Genomic DNA, 16,267 nt, shown 5'->3' on the forward strand with positions numbered 1-16,267 from the left:
TGCACTTAAACCACATCGTTAACGCTCACTTGCGGCAGTGCAATCGTGACCCGAAACTTGCCATCAACCCGCGCGATATGCATTGATCCGTGGAACGCCTCTGCCACGGCGTTGACGATTGACAGGCCCAATCCCGCACTTGTTCCTTTCGAGGCTGCAAACCTCTCAAAATTCGCGCCGATCCGCGCCAATACCTCCTGAGGCGGGCCTTCGCCTGCATCCGAGACCCAGATTTCCGCCATATCACCCTTTCGCATCACCCCGACAGATATCGGAGAGGTCCCATGTGTCAGGGCATTTGCCAGCATATTCTTGACCGCTTCGCGCAACGAGATTTCGTCAGCCAGTACAATGACCGGATCATCGCCCATTTCAAGCTCGACAAGAACGTCAGGCGAGAGAACCATGTGGTCATTTGCCTCAACAACATGCAGCGCAATTTCGCGTAAATCAATGACCTCAGGGGGTGCATAATCGGTACGGTGGATCACCATCGCACGTGAGAGCATCTGATCAAGCAGGCTGCCAAGCGATCGCGTGCGTTTGAGCAATCGTTCCAAACTTTGCTGTTGATCCTCTGGCGCGCTTTGATCAGCAGCAATTTCGGCATGTGCGCGGATCGCGGCTACAGGGGTGCGTAGTTGATGGGCCGTATCGGAGATCAGATTTCGCATAGCCCCGACTTGCCGGTCGAGGCGACGCATAAACTGGTTCATGGCAGCAATGGTCACCGAAACCTCCGCAGGTCCGTAAACAGGCATCGGCGTCAGATCATATGGATCGCGTTTCAGTAGATCAGCGGTCATATAGTGGAGCGGGCGCATAGTGGATTTTATCATAAAAAAGGCACAAATCATTAAAATAAATCCGGCCACACCCACGCCCATCAGTGCATTTTTGGTCAGCTCCAGAGCCATCGCATTGCGTGCGCGCACAGTGTGCCCGACGGTAAAGTAAACAGTGCCTGAATAATCCCGCTCGGTAAACCGACGGGCAACGGCCACAAAGCGCGCGTCCTCTTCTTGAAGTTTCGCGTCAAAAAACAGATGCCCGGCACGATCTTTTAGGACAGGTGTAGTGTTATAGCCTGTCAATAGCACTCCGTTTTCATCGCGCACAGCGTATGAAATCCGGTCGTCCAGCGCGAGCGAAAGTAGAGAGAAAGCCGAGACCGGCAGGTCAACAACCGGCGCGCCGTCAATGATTTTTGTCGATTCAGCGATGTCTTGGGCTGCCCCCAACAACAGGCGGTCGTATGATTGCCGCGCCGCTTGTTTACCGTAGGTCATTGAGGCGACTGCCACAATCAAACCGCCGGCCGCAAGCAATGCCAAAACCCCAAACATCACCCGCGCCATCAGCGAGTTCCGCCACGTCACAGCGCTACGTGTCTCGGCCTCAGGCACTCTCGATAATCCGGTAGCCAAATCCGCGTTGTGTCTCGATCGTGGCACCCGAACCCGCAATTTTTTTGCGCAAGCGACCGACGTAAAGCTCGATTGCATTTAAGCCGACGTCAACATCATCAAACGAATAAATCCCTTCATAAAGCCGCTCCTTGCTAATAATCTGCCGCGCGTTTCGCAGCAAAATCCCAAGCAGGGTTGCTTCTCTGCGTGTTAATTCAAGGCTATTGCCAGAATTATTGGCCGTCAGCGTTGCAGGGTGAAACGAAAGGTTCGCAATTCTTAGAACATCGCTTTTTTGATCGGTCTCGCGCCGTAGTAACGCCCGCAGTCGTGCTTCCAATTCCCGTTGATCAAAAGGTTTAACAAGATAATCGTCCGCCCCGAGATCAAGTGCGCTAACACGGTCATCAACCGAGAAAAGCGCGGTAAGCATCAAAACAGGCGTGCGGTCCCCCTTGTTGCGCAGATTTCGCAGCAGGTCGGTGCCTAGCCCATCGGGCAGATTAATATCCAGAACCACCGCATCATAGCGTTGCACCGCCAAAAACCCCTCGGCCGCAGCAACCGTATCGGCCAAATCACAGGCCATACCGGATCGCGCCAATCGCATGACAACGGCTTCCGCCATATCCGTTGCATCCTCAACGATGAGTATCCGCATTGCTGTTTTTGCTCCCGTTCCAGCATCCCGACACCGCCAAAAAATCAAGTTGATAGGTTCGTGACAGGTTTCGTGCTTACCAACTTGCTTAGCCCGCGGGGAGGATTCTGTAAATTGCAGATGAAAAGCGGCGCGAAACAGATCGCGCAAGTTTGCGCATTTTCTTTGTGGAGGAGAAACACATGTTTAATTCAACACGTCTGACATTGGCTGCGCTGATTGTTGGTGCATCGGCACTATCGGCGTCAGCGCAAGAGTTCACGCCTGAGAACCCCGAGTGCATTGCACCTGCAGCTCCCGGCGGAGGCTGGGATTTTACTTGCCGACAAGTCGGAAAAACCATGCAAGACCAAGGTCTGATCGCAAAAACCATGCAGGTTGTGAACCTTGCTGGCGGCGGCGGTGGCGTGGCATATGCTGAAGTTGTGAATAAACGAAACGAGTCCGATGACTTGATCGTTGCCGCATCCACGGCGACAGCCACACGTTTGGCGCAGGGTGCATACCCGGGCAACACGATGAGCGAAGTGCGTTGGCTTGCGTCCATCGGCGCGGACTACGGTGTGATTGCCGTGGCTGCCGACAGCGAAATCGCTGATTTGACCGGTCTGCTTGACGCGATGAAGAACGACCCGTCTTCGATTTCCGTTGCCGGTGGTTCTGCGGTTGGTGGTTGGGATCACCTGAAAGTTCTGATAGCAGCCAACGCTTACGGCATTGAAGACGTGCGTTCAGTAAAATACATCGCGTTCGACGGTGGCGGCGAAGCCGTAACACAGCTTCTGGCGGGCTCAGTTCAGGCCTTCACTGGCGATGTGTCAGAAGCAAAAGGGTTTGTTGAAAGCGGCGACATCCGCGTTCTTGCCGTTCTTGCACCAGAACGTTTGGAAGGCGATTTTGCCCAATACCCGACCGCACGTGAGCAGGGTGTTGACGCGATTGGCGCAAACTGGCGCGGTTTTTACGCGCCAGGCGGGATGTCCGACGAAGCCTATGATGGATGGGTCAGCAAAATCGCGACACTTTATGCGTCCGACGAGTGGAAAGAAGTGATGGCATCAAACGGCATTGCGCCGCTTGACCTGCAAGGACCTGCATTCCAAGAGTTCGTTGCAGAATCCATTGCGCAAATCGAAACGATTTCACGCAACATCGGCATCATCAAATAAACTCTCTTTACACGGGGCGCGAGATATATCGCGCCCCACCTCTTACTTTTTTTCGCCAACGCAGAAGGAGATCGCCATGAGTGATCGTATTTTCGGTGTGTTCGGTGTGCTTCTTGCGATCGGCTTTGCAATTGCTGCAAGCCAGATCAAGCTAAGCTTCCTGTCAGACGCCGTCGGCCCAAAAGCCTTTCCCTACATTATCGCCACGATCCTTGGCCTCTCTAGCGCGGTCATCGCGCTGCGCCCCGATCCCGAACCTGTCTGGCCACCGCTGGCACAGTTTCTTGAAATTGTCGCCGCCGCCGTCGTCATGATCCTTTACGCAGAATTGCTGCCAGAGATCGGCTTTGTCATCGCAACCGCCTTTGCCGCCGCCTACCTGTCTTGGCGTCTAGGCTCGACATTGATCGGGTCTGTCCTCACAGGCGTCGGCACCTCGGTTGGCATCTATGTCATCTTTCATCTTGTGCTGGGGCTCTCGCTCGCCCGCGGCCCGCTCGGGTTTTAGGGGATAACATAATGGAAACTCTTTCTAGTCTCGGCGACGGCTTTGCGATTGCATTGACGTGGCAGAACATTGGCCTTGCGCTGCTTGGCTGCTTTCTCGGCACCATCATGGGCGCATTGCCCGGACTTGGGCCTTCAAACGGGGTCGCAATTCTGATCCCGCTCGCGTTTACACTGGGTTTGGCGGCAACGCCTTCGTTGATCCTGCTCACTTCCGTTTACTATGGTGCGATGTATGGGGGGCGCATTTCGTCAATCCTGCTAAACATTCCGGGCGACGAACCCGCGATGATGACCTGCCTTGACGGATATCCTATGGCGCAAAAAGGCCTCGCAGGCGAAGCATTGTCTCTCTCAGGAATCGCCTCTTTCGTTGGTGCATTTTTCGCGACTTGGGGTCTGATCCTGCTTGCACCACAACTGGTGAAAATCGCTTTGCTCTTTGGTCCTGCGGAATACTTCGCGCTCTTTGCTCTGGCCTTCATGACGCTCGGCGGCGTGTCGTCGACCAACCAAGCAAAGTCGGCCTTTGCCGCCGCCCTCGGCTTGGGGCTTGCAATGATCGGCGTCGACAGCCAGACAGGCGTGCCGCGTTTTACGTTTGGTGAAGTCCATCTGTATGACGGCATCGACTTTCTAGTTGCTATCGTTGGTCTGTTTGCGCTGTCCGAGGTCTTTATCTTTTTAGAAAACCGTCACGGTGTAGCCAGCGCGAAAGGCAAAAAGATCGTCATAGGTCGCTTAACACCGCCAATGTCGATGCTCAAATCCTGCACACCTACCATGCTGCGTTCGTCGTTTGTGGGCTTTATCGCGGGCGTTTTGCCGGGGGCAGGGGCATCGCTTGGCTCGTTCTTGGCGTATTCGCTCGAAAAACGCATGGTCGATAAAGACGGCACATTCGGCAAAGGCGACCCGCGCGGCGTGGCTGCTCCAGAGGCTGGCAATAATGCAGCAGCAGGCGGCGCACTTGTGCCCATGCTTGCGCTTGGTGTGCCAGGCTCCGGCACAACAGCCGTTCTTCTCGCGGTGCTTTTGTCACTTAACATCACACCGGGTCCATTGTTGTTCGCCAACAATCCCGATGTGGTTTGGGGCCTGATTGCCGCACTTTTCATCGCAAACTTCATGCTCTTGGCGCTGAACATCCCGATGGTCGGCCTGTTCACACGGCTGCTTCTGGTGCCGCCGCGTGTCTTGATGCCGGTGGTTGCTATGGTCTCTTTTGTCGGCATCTATGGCATCTCTGGTTCGTCGTTTGACTTGCTGGTTATGATTGGTTTCGGCTTGCTCGGCTGGGTTTTGCGTAAATTCGACGTGCCTTTGGTACCAATTATTTTGGGCACCTTGTTGGGCAACGCGATGGAGAACAACCTGCGCCGTGCAATCACCATCGACAACGGCAATTGGTGGACATTGATCGACAGTCCGCTTGCGATTGGACTGTGGATCGTGGCAATTATCGGTTTTATCCTGCCGTTGTTTTTCGCGCGTCAAGTCAAATCCGGTATGCAGCGTGCCGATGCAGAGGGTTCAACCAAAGATTAAACGACGGGCGTGCGTCACAGGTTGGCGCGCGCCAGACCATCAACGTTGATGGCGGCGCAAAGTGATCCAAAGCGTCGCCGCAATAATCAGTGCTGCACCAATCCAGAACGCAGGCTTGGGTAACTCGTCAAACACCAGATACCCGACCGTTGTTGAAAAGACCAAGCTGGCGTAGGATAACACGGACAAATACCCCGCTTGGCCGTAGCGGTGCGCGCGCAGAAAACAGAACTGTGCCGACTGCGCAAACACTCCGATGCCCAATAATAACGGCCATTGGGACATCGGCACGGGCTCCCACGCAACCATGGCAAACGGTGCTGTGATCACGGTCAAACCTGCCGTATAAAACGTCATCATCACAACCGTAGGGGCTGCAACCAAGCGGCGGGTTGTGATCACTGCACCTGTGGCCGCAAGCACAACCAAGACCTGTGCTGCGAACCCCCAATTGCCGACAATTCCCGCAGGATCCACCGCAATCAATACGCCAACAAACCCAATACATGCCGCGATCCAACGATCGCGGGTGATCACTTCTCGCAGTATCCACGCCGCCGCGATCATCGTCAGGATCGGGCGGGTGAAACTCACAGCAGTGAACAACGCCAACGGCAGTCGCGTAATTGCATAAAAACTCGCGGTCAGGGCTGTGGCCGAAAACGCCACCCGCAGCGCGTGCAAGCGCAGGTCTTGCAAGCCGACAAATGCATAACGATATCGCCAGATCCACGGCAGCATTAAAAACAGCCCGACACCTGCGCGCAAAAACACAAGCTGAAACGCAGGATACCCCAGCCCCAATGCTTTCACGATCGACAGGGCCCAGATATTCAGCGCCATATCGGCCAATAGCCAACCCGCAGCGACGCCGTTGCGCGGTGTGTCAGCTGCGCTTTGCAAGTATATTCGCCATCAATCGGAACCCGCCACTAGTCAATTTCTCCATCTGGTGATGCAAGATCAACGATGTATGCACATGCCGTCCCCGCCCCACGTCCGCCACCAGTATAGCGCCTAACAATGGCTCTTCGTCCGGGTCCGACATGGCGAGCAACGGGGTATATGCCGCGTCCCACGCCTTTGCAAAATAGAGCCCGCGCTCTTTATGCCACCCATCCCAATCGGCGGACGTTATCTGGTTGGGGGTGGTCAATACCGGATGATCAGGAGCCAAAACCGTGATCTGGGCTGCCTCGTCCGTGACCCGCCAGCGTAGCGACGGCTGCCCGATTTCCAGATGGTAAGGGGCTGTATGGTCAGCATCCCAGTTGTCCCACGGGCGATGATACAGCGTGACCAAAGTGCCACCACTGCGCGCCCAATCGTGAATGCGCGGCATTGCCTCTGTCAGACCCGGGCAGAACTTCATCGCGAAAATCCCTATGACGATGGTGTCGCAGCCCGCCAGCACAGCGTCCGTCAACGCGACATCCGACAGATCACGGACCTTAAACCCCATGCGGGTCATCCATGTGCCCACGTGATCGTTGCCGCCTCCGATGTATCCTACTGTTACCGCAGGCAGTGCGATATCAACCACGCGAACTTGTGTCACCGCAGGGCGGATCAAAACGCGCGGTGCGATATGGTCATGGCGTATGTGCCGCAGGCTTCTGGCAGGCTGCCTGTCCAAAGTCAGCGTTAGATCGTATAGCCCCACCGCCACCGTATCGGGCACAGTCACGGTCATATGCCCATCGGTTTCAGCTACATTCCAGCCCTCAGGTGCTGTTAGTCCGATTTGTGCGCCAACAGGGCTGACATCACTCACCTGCAACGTGACCGATCGGTTTGCGCCGGCCAGATTGATTATGTTCGCGTCCGGTGTGAGACTGGCCGCACGGGTTGGAATTACAACCGGCGACACCTCAAAGGGATGTCGCGTTGTGGTGGTCATCCCATGACAAATCAGGGTCGCACTTAGGCAGGGTGCTGCGGGCTGATCCGGCAAATAGATTGCGGGGTATGGATCGCTGGTGGCGGCATCCTTGCCAAGTGTTATCGTGTCGCCTTGCGCAACCCACCCGTCAGGCAAATCGGTGGTCAGCGTCAGCGCACCGGTGTCACAGCCAAAATCGTAGGTGACTGCGATCTGCTCGTCAGGGTGCAACACATCGGTATGCAACGCGCCGCGCACAGATACACCCGCAGCAATCCCGATCACTGTCGCAAGCTGCTGTTCTTTGCGGCTCAGTTTATGGCCGAACGCATCAATCTGTGCGCGATCACAAGACCCGATGGCATCTCGCAGCGCCGCAAGCGCGTGGCTCGCGTGCTTCAACACAGCAGCACTGTCCGGAAATGCATCCATGGCCGCATCACAAAGATCTTGCACCTCTGCAAATCCTAAATCACGCAAAGTTCGCGCCAGTCCAGACCCCAACTCATGATCGGGTCCGGCCACGAACGTTTGCGCGAGATGTAACGGGAAATCAGTCTCGGACCCCGCAGGCACCCAACGGCCCATCGCTTGCGTAGCGTGTAACGCGCGCGATTGTTGGCCGATTTGCGCATAAGTCCAACCTGTGACCGGGTCTTTACCCGTGCCGCAGACGGTTATCGTCGCGGGCGGCGGCGGTAGGTCATCGTCATAGGCCAGACCTGCACCAGACCAGGCAGGCAAATACATTTTTTTGACCAGCCAGACGGGCAGGGCGCTACCTTCAAAATCTGGATCAGCTGCCAAGCCCATGACCAGATGCGCAGCCTCGGTCATCGCGCGGTGGTGGCCATGCTGTCCGGAAACATCCAGAAACGTCGGGCATATGATATCGGGACGTTCGGTGCGGATGATCTCTACAAAGCGGGCCAGCGTACGGTCGCGGTCCCATTTGCCAAGAGTCTCGATACCGGATTTAGAAAAACCGAAGTCGGTAATCGTGTCATCGATGCTAGTCGAATGCCAATACATTCGCAGGTCCAGCATATCACAGGCAGCCTCCATTTCTGCAGTACGCAGAGTGCCCAATGCGGCAGCGGTCTCTGTGCCAATATCATTCTGGCCGCCCTCGCCACGGGTCGAACAGGCATAAGAAATATCTATGCCGTCACGAAACCGCATCGCTGCCAACATGGCCGAAGTTTCATCGTCCGGATGCGCGCCTGTGTTCATAAACGACAGGGTTGATTTTAGCGCGGTCAAGGCGCGCCACAGTGTCACAATGCGTGGCCGCGACTGCGCGGCAGCAATGCGGGCCTGATCAGAAAGTGGCATGTTGCATCCTTTAATTTGAGTTAGAAACAGGTGCGCTTAATGCGCGGTTCAGGATCAACGCGGCGGCGCCCATGGTCGCAGTCATGCGCCCCGACGCGCCGCGAATAAGACGCGGATGCGGATCATGCGGACGGTTAGACACTGACAAAACCGGCAGCGGCGTATTGTCGGCAAGATAATCTAGAATAGCATCCGGCATAGCACCGCCCAACACAATGGTTTGCGGATCAAACAAGTTCTCGACAATGGCTATCGCGTGACCAAGGGCAACGCATGCGGACTGTAACCATGCCATAAGGTCAGGATCGCCCTGTTGAAAGAGTGTATTCAGCGCGTCGATGTCCTGAGCGATTTTACCAGCACTGTGCAAATGGCGCTGCACCGAAAGCCGGCTCAAACCGTCCTCTAACGTGCCGGTCTGACCCGTAATCCGGATATGTCCAATTTCGCCCGCATTGCCATGGGCGCCCTGGACCAGTTGGCCACCATTCACCAGCCCAAGACCCAATCCTGCACCAAAATACAGATAGGCAAATGACGCAATATCTTGCGCCACCCCATTGATGCGCTCGGCCATTGCTGCGGCGTTGGCGTCATTGCTGACCATCACAGACAGGCCAAGAGCCTCCGAGAATAGCGCCTCTGCGTCGATCTCTTGCCACCCTGCTAAATCGGACCCCATCCCTGCAATGCCCGTGACACCAAAGGGGCCGGGCATCACGATCCCTGCGCCCAACATGCGCCCTCGCGCGCCAGGCACTTTACTTAATGCGCGGGCATAAATTGCGGTCACATGATCCAAGACAACCTCGGGGTGCGTTTGCATCAGCGTGACCCGTTCGGTCACCACGGCTTGGCCGTTTAAATCAAGCAAAGCCGCAAAAATTGCATCGGGGCGCACCTCTACTCCCAAGGCATAGGCCCCTTGCGGATTAAGCGCGTATTGCATTGCGGGCAGGCCACGTCCCACACTTAAGCGGCCCATCTCGACGAGCATTCCGTCGGCTGACAGCTCTGCAATGATATTACTGACGGTCTGGGTTGTTAGTGCTAGGGCACGGGCAATTTCCGCACGTCCGATCTGTCCGGCAAGCCGCACCTGACCCAGTACCGATTGGCGGTTGCGATGACGGGACCGCTCTGCATTGCTGCCTTGATGGTGTTGTAAAACGATCATGAAAATTGATTAACTCAAATCATTTGAATTATCAATTTAATTGCGCTAGCGTCTGCGAATGAGCCCTTGAGCGGGCTGCACATGTCACCAAGGGAGAATGAAAATGAAAGCACATCTTAAAGGAATGGTCTTTGCAGGGCTGACATCCACTGCGGCACTGTTTGCAAACACGGCCAGCGCCGTCGAAATCGAATATTGGCAGTATTTCTTTGACGCCCGCATCGAGGCTATGGAAACGCTGATTGCAAATTTCGAAACCCTTAATCCCGACATCACTGTCAAAATGACGCATTTCCCCTATGACAGCTACCGCACCAAGGTTGCCGCCGCGATCCCCGCAGGCGAAGGCCCTGATGTAGTGCAATTGTTCTATGGTTGGTTGAATGACTATGTTGAGGCTGATCTGATTCAGCCGTTGCCAACTGACACGTTCCCAGCCGCACAAATCGACGCCGATTTTTTCCCGATGGTACAAGCAATGAAAGACGGCGACCAGTATTGGGCGTTGCCGACAGCGGTGCGCAGTCTGGCGTTGTTCTACAACGAGCGTCTGATGGAGGCTGCCGGTATTGAAAACCCGCCAGAGACACTTGAGGAAATGATGACTGCGGCTGCCGCAATGACCGAAACCGACGCGGCGGGCAACATCACGCAAGTGGGCATCACCGCTGGTATGACCGCGCAAGACCACCACTGGTTCCGCGAAGGGCTGGTGCGTCAGTTCGGCGGCGAACCTTATGTAGATGATTACAAGACCGTGAACTATAATAACGAGGCAGGTGTGGCCGCACTCGATTTTTATACCAACATGTTTATGGGCGACCCCGCAGTGACGTCGATCGGGTTCATGGATGAACCACAGGCCGCGTTCAAAGCAGGGCGCGCGGGTATGCATATCGACGGTTCTTTCCGCATCGGTTCACTCGCTGACCAGCGCGGCTTGAAATGGGGCGTGGCCGAATTGCCCGCCTCTGCTGATGGCGTGCGGTCCAATTACGCGTCTTATTGGGTCAACGCGATCACATCCAAGGCTGAAGGCGAAAAACTGGAAGCTTCTGTCAAGTTCATGGCTTACATCACTTCTGACGAAGCCATGCAAATCTGGCTTGATGTTGTTGGCGAGTTGCCTGCAAAACCATCCGTCGGCATGACCGATGACAACGCAAACGACCCGGTATTTGGCCCGTTCATCCGTGGCTTGGAATATGCGCAAACTACCAAATTCGCCAACGAGAGCAGCCAACGCCAAGTGCTGGTCGAGATGGTTGAACGCGTGCAATTACAAGGTATGAGTTCCGCTGAAAGCGTCGCAATTGCTGCGGAAGCAGAGCAAGTTATTCTTGACGAATACTACACCAAGTAAATCAAAAAAAACGCTCCGACGCACTGCGTCGGGGCGTATTAGCATAGGATAAGGCTCATGTATCGCAACCTCACAATTCGCCAAAAACAGATCGTGTGGGCATGGGCATTTCTGGCAGTCCCCGTGCTGTTCTACTCGATCATCCGGTTTTACCCGACGGGTAATGCAATCCTGATCAGCTTTCAGAACTGGAACCTGCTTGGTAGCCGTACATGGGCGGGCCTCGATAACTACGAAAAACTCTGGAACGATGCTGTGTTCTGGAAAGTGTTCCAAAATACCTTCGTTTACTTGTTGTTAGGCACTCCGATTAGTCTCGTTCTGTCGTTCGTCATCGCCTATCAACTCGACAAATTACGCTTCATGCACGGGTTTTTGCGTATGCTTTATTTCCTGCCGTTCATGACTTCGGCTGTGGCGATGGCATGGGTTTGGCGGTGGTTCTATCAAGACGTACCGATCGGGCTCTTTAATAATATCCTCGCAGGCTTTGGCATCCCGCAAATTAGCTTCCTGCAATCAACAACCAATGCGCTGCCCGCCGTTTTGGCCCCCGCTGTCTGGGCAGGTCTCGGCTTTCAAGTCATCATATTTATGGCAGGCATCCGCGCTATTCCCACCAGCTATTACGAGGCCGCAAAAATCGATGGCGTCGGCTGGTTCACCGTGCTGACGCAAATCACCCTGCCTCTTTTGCGCCCGACAATCGTGTTTATCGTGGTTTTCTCTTCTATCGGGTTCCTGCGCATTTTCGATCATGTGTTCAACATGACCACCAACAATCCGGGCGGGCCGCTGAACGCCACCAAGCCGCTGGTGCTGATGATCTATGACACCGCGTTTAACGGCTTCGATATGGGCTACGCCGCCGCGCAAACGGTTGTACTGTTCACCATTCTACTGATTGTATCACTGATCCAGCTACGTCTTTTGAGGACTACATAAATGGCTTATATCGCGCCCTCATCACAAACGCTGCTCACACCAAAAGCCGCCAAACGCCCGCGCAACATGGGGCAAGTCATTCGTTGGCTGCTGTTGTTTGCAGGGGGCATCATTATGGTCATGCCCATCGCCTACATGATCTCCACCTCGCTGAAGTGGCCACACGAAGTCTATAACGTCAATCTCATCCCCGAAGAACCAACCCTCGACAACTACCGCTACGTTCTGGAAGATGGGCGCTTTTACTGGTGGTTCGTTAACTCGGTCATCATCGCAACCGTCACCACTATATGTAATCTGCTGTTCGATAGCCTTGTCGGCTATACCCTTTGCAAATTCCGCTTTCCTGGGCGCACAATCATCTTCATCGCGATCCTGTCCACGCTGATGATCCCGACCGAAATGCTGGTGATCCCGTGGTATCTGATGTCGCAAAGTTTCGGTTGGCTCGACAGCTATTGGGGTATCATGTTCCCTGGTCTGATGACGGCATTCGGCACGTTTCTGATGAAGCAATTCTTTGAGAGTGTCCCTGACGACTTTATTGAAGCCGCCCGTATCGATGGTTTAAACGAGCTGCAAATCTGGTGGACGGTCGCCATGCCTCTGGTCAAGCCCGCCCTTGCCGCGCTGGCAATTTTTGTCTTCCTTGGCAACTGGACGGCCTTCCTGTGGCCGCTGATCGTGACCAACTCGGCGGATATGTATACCATTCCTGTGGGGCTTTCGGGCTTCGGCGATGAGGCAGACGTTGCATGGGAACTTATTATGACTGGGGCTGCGATCTCGACGATCCCGACGCTTATTGTGTTCCTCATCTTCCAGCGCTTCATTATTCGCGGTGTTGTCATGGCGGGGCTCAAAGGATGAATAACGACAACAGCACCTTCCCGGATTCGACCTACAAGACAACCGTTCTCGCACCGTTGTTTGAGGGGGTGAAGACCCACTACGCAGATCACATGGCAGCCATCAACCGCGCCCATCTAGTGATGCTGGTCGAGACCAAAATTCTGTCTCGCGCCGAGGGCCAAAAGATCGCTAAGGCCCTTGCCGCCATCGACGACGAGACCGACATCGCGGCGCTCACCTACACCGGCGAATACGAAGATTACTTCTTCTTCGTAGAGGCCGAACTCCGCCGCCGCTTAGGCGACCTTGGCGGCGCGCTGCACACCGCACGATCCCGTAACGACATGGATCACACTCTGTTCAAAATGGCTCTGCGCGTCCGCGCCGAACACCTGCTCACCCAGATCAGCACCCTGACCTCGGCTTTGATCGAAAAAGCGCACGTAGACTCCTCCACGCTCATCGTCGCTTATACCCACGGCCAACCCGCACAGCCCACGACATTCGGCCACTACCTCGCAGCGATAATTGAGGTTCTGAACCGCGACGCAATCCGTCTGTCTGCCGCAATCGACAACCTTGGCCACTCGCCAATGGGCGCCGCGGCAATCACCACTTCGGGCTTCCCTATCGACCGCAACCGCATGGCCGAACTGCTGGGGTTTGAAGGACCGTTGGTCAATTCCTACGGCTGCATCGCGTCGGTCGATTACGTCACAGGCCTCTATTCTGCCATCAAACTTGTGTTCCTGCATCTAGGCCGCGTTGTGCAAGATCTCGCCTTTTGGTCCAGCTTTGAAGTCGGGCAACTCTACGTACCAAACGCCTTGGTGCAAGTCAGTTCGATCATGCCGCAAAAGCGCAATCCAGTGCCAATCGAACACATGCGCCACCTGTCGTCGGTAACTTGCGGGCGCTGCGATATGATCGTGAATACCATGCACAACACACCCTTCACCGACATGAACGACAGCGAAGGCGAGGTGCAGCAAGCCGGCTACGCGGCGTTTGATAGCGGCGGACGGGTTCTTGATCTACTGACCGTATTTCTGCCTTCCTGTTCTATCAACGCAGCCAACGTAAGTCGCAATATCGACGCGGCTAGTATCACCATCACGGAACTTGCCGATACTCTCGTGCGCGACGAAAACCTGACTTTTCGCCAAGCCCACGAGATCGCAGCCCATGTCGCGCGCAACCTCAACGGCGCACCGCTCTCGGAAGGCTACGCGACCTTTCAGGATGCCTTTCAAACCGCGACCAACCGCACGACCAGCATGGGCGAAAAAACATTCCGTACGACGGTCAGCCCCGAGAATTTTGTCGCCCTGCGCGACCGGACCGGCGGGCCAGCGCCTGCTGCTCTCGCCCATGCACTTGCCGACAGCGCAAAAGTCGTGAATGACATTACTTCGGCAAGCGCCTCTCGCACAATCCGTATTTCCACTGCCGAAGCCCTGCGCAATTCTGCTTTTACTCACTTGCTGGAGACCTGACCATTGGCTAATCTCGCCCTGCGCAACCTCACAAAATCCTACGGTAAAACCCAAGTACTTCACGGCATCTCGCTGGACGTCGCCGACGGCGAATTTGTGGTTCTAGTCGGTCCTTCCGGCTGCGGCAAATCAACCACCCTGCGAATGATCGCAGGCCTGGAAGAATGCACCTCTGGCATCATTGAAATTGGTGGGCGCGAGGTTAACAATCTTGAGCCAAAGGAGCGCGACATCGCGATGGTGTTTCAGAACTACGCGATCTATCCGCATATGTCGGTGAAAAAGAATATCGCGTTTGGCCTGCGATCTTCTAAAATGCCAAAATTAGACAAAGAAAAGCGCATTCAAGAAGTTGCTGGAATTCTTGACATGGTTGACCTGCTCGACCGCAAGCCAAATCAACTGTCTGGCGGGCAACGGCAACGCGTCGCAATCGGGCGTGCGATGGTGCGCAATCCAGCCGTGTTCCTTTTCGACGAACCGCTTTCAAACCTCGATGCCCAACTGCGCACACAGATGCGTTTAGAGATCAAAAAACTGCACCAGCGGGTCGGCAACACCATCGTTTTTGTGACCCATGATCAGGTCGAAGCGATGACCATGGCTGACCGTATCGTGATCATGAAAGATGGATACATTCAACAGGTTGGCACCCCGGCAGAGGTGTTCCACAAGCCCGCCAATACTTTTGTCGCACGGTTCATCGGTGCGCCCTCGATGAACCTTTTGGAGGGACAGGTTGGTGACGCAACAGTAACACTGACGGCGGGTCAAACAGTTAGAAACCTTCCCGCACAAGCGGTTGATAAACAGCGTGTTTTACTCGGGGTTCGGCCTGATGATCTGTATCCGAATAGCGATAACCCGATCATCTCCGGCACCGTCATTCTGCGTGAACCTTTGGGGTCCGAGACACTGATCTACGTCGATACACCATCAGGTGAAATCATCGCAAAAGCGGACGGACGCACCCCACCCGAAGTCGGCGAAACTGTGCACCTCGGGGCAGATCCCGCAAACCTGCATATCTTTGACGCAGCGAGCGGCGAGAGGGTTTCATGAGTAAGCAGGTCCTTTGTGCAGGGCGGCTTTATTGTGATTTAGTGTTTGCGGACACGCCGCGTATGCCAACCGCGGGAACCGAAGTTTTTGCGCCAAAATTATCGCTGCACACGGGTGGCGGTGCGTTTATTACGGGGGCGACTTTGGCGCATCTAGGTCTCTCTGTCAGCCAGTTTTCAACGTTGCCAGCCGCGCCATTTGATACGATTGTGCTGGCAGATCTGGCCGCGCATGGCATTGACTCCCAGTTTTGCAAAGCGGCAGAAGCAGACGTCGATCCTCAGGTGACGGTGGCCATCGCAACCGCTGGTGACCGCGCGTTTTTGACCCGTGCAGATGGGCCCGCGACACCTGACCCTTCAACTCTTGATTTTGCGGCGTTTTCCCACTTGCACATCGGCGAATTGCGCACGTTGCAAGAGATGCCGATGCTCTTGGATCTCGCACGCAAAGCTGGCCTGACTGTTTCACTGGATTGCGGGTGGCAGGATGAATTTGACCCAAGGTCTGCAAATTTGATCGCGGAAGTCGACGTATTTTTGCCTAGCGAAAGTGAAGCCATTGCGTTGTTGCGAGCCGGGGTGCCCGAGATCTGCGCACCATTGACCGTTGTGAAATGTGGTGACAACGGCGCGCGCGCACGGGCAATTGATGATAATGACTGGACCACGTCAAAAGGCCCGCGCGTAACGGTCGTTGACGCAACGGGGGCAGGGGATTCGTTTAACGCCGGATTTTTGTCAGGGTGGCTCGCCCACGAACCATTGGGTGCGTGTCTGGAAAAAGGTAACGCATGTGGCGCCGCCGCTGTGCAGGCATCTGGCGGTGCGAGCCACTTGAAATCTGGGATATAGGTGATGT

Annotated in this window: 14 protein-coding genes; 9 read left to right on the forward strand and 5 right to left on the reverse strand. The window is 55.2% G+C overall.

Annotation, left to right across the window (positions count from 1 at the left end; all coding sequences use genetic code 11):
* Positions 1 to 5: 5 nt before the first annotated feature.
* Positions 6 to 1,427 carry a sensor histidine kinase gene (locus ACXLHR_RS01545; RefSeq protein WP_458789790.1) on the reverse strand — a complete coding sequence of 474 codons (1,422 nt, stop codon included), beginning with the start codon at positions 1,425 to 1,427 and terminating at the stop codon, positions 6 to 8.
* On the reverse strand, positions 1,399 to 2,070 hold the full coding sequence (locus ACXLHR_RS01550; RefSeq protein WP_458789791.1) for a response regulator: 672 nt from the start codon (positions 2,068 to 2,070) through the stop codon (positions 1,399 to 1,401). Before ACXLHR_RS01550 ends, ACXLHR_RS01545 begins: the two co-directional genes overlap by 29 nt.
* A 182-nt stretch (positions 2,071 to 2,252) precedes the next feature.
* Here ACXLHR_RS01550 and ACXLHR_RS01555 point away from each other — a divergent pair, with 182 nt between their 5' ends.
* From ACXLHR_RS01555 to ACXLHR_RS01565, 3 genes are all read left to right on the forward strand, one after another.
* Positions 2,253 to 3,239, forward strand: a complete 987-nt coding sequence (locus tag ACXLHR_RS01555; protein ID WP_458789792.1) for a Bug family tripartite tricarboxylate transporter substrate binding protein — start codon at positions 2,253 to 2,255, stop codon at positions 3,237 to 3,239.
* A 76-nt stretch (positions 3,240 to 3,315) separates the two neighbouring features.
* Positions 3,316 to 3,747: a tripartite tricarboxylate transporter TctB family protein gene (locus ACXLHR_RS01560; RefSeq protein ID WP_458789793.1), complete on the forward strand. Its 432-nt coding sequence runs from the start codon at positions 3,316 to 3,318 to the stop codon at positions 3,745 to 3,747.
* A gap of 11 nt (positions 3,748 to 3,758) precedes the next feature.
* Positions 3,759 to 5,294 (forward strand): tripartite tricarboxylate transporter permease, encoded by a 1,536-nt coding sequence (locus ACXLHR_RS01565; protein ID WP_458789794.1) that lies wholly within the window; start codon positions 3,759 to 3,761, stop codon positions 5,292 to 5,294.
* Positions 5,295 to 5,333: 39 nt separating this feature from the next.
* Here the strand turns inward: ACXLHR_RS01565 and ACXLHR_RS01570 are convergent, their stop codons facing one another.
* From ACXLHR_RS01570 to ACXLHR_RS01580, 3 genes are read right to left on the reverse strand one after another with little or no spacing between them, the layout of a single operon-like run.
* Positions 5,334 to 6,197 (reverse strand): DMT family transporter, encoded by an 864-nt coding sequence (locus tag ACXLHR_RS01570; RefSeq protein ID WP_458789795.1) that lies wholly within the window; start codon positions 6,195 to 6,197, stop codon positions 5,334 to 5,336.
* Positions 6,181 to 8,511, reverse strand: coding sequence for a PIG-L family deacetylase (locus tag ACXLHR_RS01575; protein WP_458789796.1), 2,331 nt, complete (start codon positions 8,509 to 8,511; stop codon positions 6,181 to 6,183). Before ACXLHR_RS01575 ends, ACXLHR_RS01570 begins: the two co-directional genes overlap by 17 nt.
* A 10-nt stretch (positions 8,512 to 8,521) precedes the next feature.
* Entirely contained in the window at positions 8,522 to 9,688 is a 1,167-nt protein-coding gene (locus tag ACXLHR_RS01580) for an ROK family protein (protein WP_458789797.1), read from the reverse strand.
* Positions 9,689 to 9,791: 103 nt separating this feature from the next.
* On the opposite strand from ACXLHR_RS01580, the gene ACXLHR_RS01585 reads away from it, so the two are divergent.
* Genes ACXLHR_RS01585 through ACXLHR_RS01610 form a run of 6 tightly spaced genes read left to right on the forward strand, consistent with a single transcriptional unit; the run spans position 9,792 to position 16,260 of the window.
* Entirely contained in the window at positions 9,792 to 11,051 is a 1,260-nt protein-coding gene (locus ACXLHR_RS01585; protein ID WP_458789798.1) for an extracellular solute-binding protein, read from the forward strand.
* Between the two features lie 57 nt (positions 11,052 to 11,108).
* Complete coding sequence (locus ACXLHR_RS01590; protein ID WP_458789799.1) at positions 11,109 to 11,996, forward strand: carbohydrate ABC transporter permease; 888 nt, start codon at positions 11,109 to 11,111, stop codon at positions 11,994 to 11,996.
* Positions 11,997 to 12,866 carry a carbohydrate ABC transporter permease gene (locus tag ACXLHR_RS01595; protein WP_458789800.1) on the forward strand — a complete coding sequence of 290 codons (870 nt, stop codon included), beginning with the start codon at positions 11,997 to 11,999 and terminating at the stop codon, positions 12,864 to 12,866. It begins immediately after the preceding gene.
* Positions 12,863 to 14,344, forward strand: coding sequence for an argininosuccinate lyase (gene argH / locus ACXLHR_RS01600; protein ID WP_458789801.1), 1,482 nt, complete (start codon positions 12,863 to 12,865; stop codon positions 14,342 to 14,344). Before ACXLHR_RS01595 ends, argH begins: the two co-directional genes overlap by 4 nt.
* 3 nt (positions 14,345 to 14,347) lie before the next feature.
* Entirely contained in the window at positions 14,348 to 15,406 is a 1,059-nt protein-coding gene (locus tag ACXLHR_RS01605) for an ABC transporter ATP-binding protein (RefSeq protein WP_458789802.1), read from the forward strand.
* On the forward strand, positions 15,403 to 16,260 hold the full coding sequence (locus ACXLHR_RS01610; RefSeq protein WP_458789803.1) for a carbohydrate kinase family protein: 858 nt from the start codon (positions 15,403 to 15,405) through the stop codon (positions 16,258 to 16,260). Before ACXLHR_RS01605 ends, ACXLHR_RS01610 begins: the two co-directional genes overlap by 4 nt.
* Positions 16,261 to 16,267: the final 7 nt, after the last annotated feature.

It is taken from the genome of Yoonia sp. MH D7 (assembly GCF_054439475.1).

What these genes read in the sequence shown, in the direction of transcription:
- ACXLHR_RS01560 (WP_458789793.1), top strand. Translation starts at nt 3,316, where the DNA reads ATGAGTGATCGTATTTTCGGTGTGTTCGGTGTGCTTCTTGCGATCGGC.
- ACXLHR_RS01585 (WP_458789798.1), top strand. Translation starts at nt 9,792, where the DNA reads ATGAAAGCACATCTTAAAGGAATGGTCTTTGCAGGGCTGACATCCACT.
- ACXLHR_RS01590 (WP_458789799.1), top strand. Translation starts at nt 11,109, where the DNA reads ATGTATCGCAACCTCACAATTCGCCAAAAACAGATCGTGTGGGCATGG.
- ACXLHR_RS01555 (WP_458789792.1), top strand. Translation starts at nt 2,253, where the DNA reads ATGTTTAATTCAACACGTCTGACATTGGCTGCGCTGATTGTTGGTGCA.
- ACXLHR_RS01595 (WP_458789800.1), top strand. Translation starts at nt 11,997, where the DNA reads ATGGCTTATATCGCGCCCTCATCACAAACGCTGCTCACACCAAAAGCC.
- ACXLHR_RS01565 (WP_458789794.1), top strand. Translation starts at nt 3,759, where the DNA reads ATGGAAACTCTTTCTAGTCTCGGCGACGGCTTTGCGATTGCATTGACG.
- ACXLHR_RS01575 (WP_458789796.1), bottom strand. Translation starts at nt 8,511, where the DNA reads ATGCCACTTTCTGATCAGGCCCGCATTGCTGCCGCGCAGTCGCGGCCA.
- ACXLHR_RS01610 (WP_458789803.1), top strand. Translation starts at nt 15,403, where the DNA reads ATGAGTAAGCAGGTCCTTTGTGCAGGGCGGCTTTATTGTGATTTAGTG.
- ACXLHR_RS01550 (WP_458789791.1), bottom strand. Translation starts at nt 2,070, where the DNA reads ATGCGGATACTCATCGTTGAGGATGCAACGGATATGGCGGAAGCCGTT.
- ACXLHR_RS01580 (WP_458789797.1), bottom strand. Translation starts at nt 9,688, where the DNA reads ATGATCGTTTTACAACACCATCAAGGCAGCAATGCAGAGCGGTCCCGT.
- argH (WP_458789801.1), top strand. Translation starts at nt 12,863, where the DNA reads ATGAATAACGACAACAGCACCTTCCCGGATTCGACCTACAAGACAACC.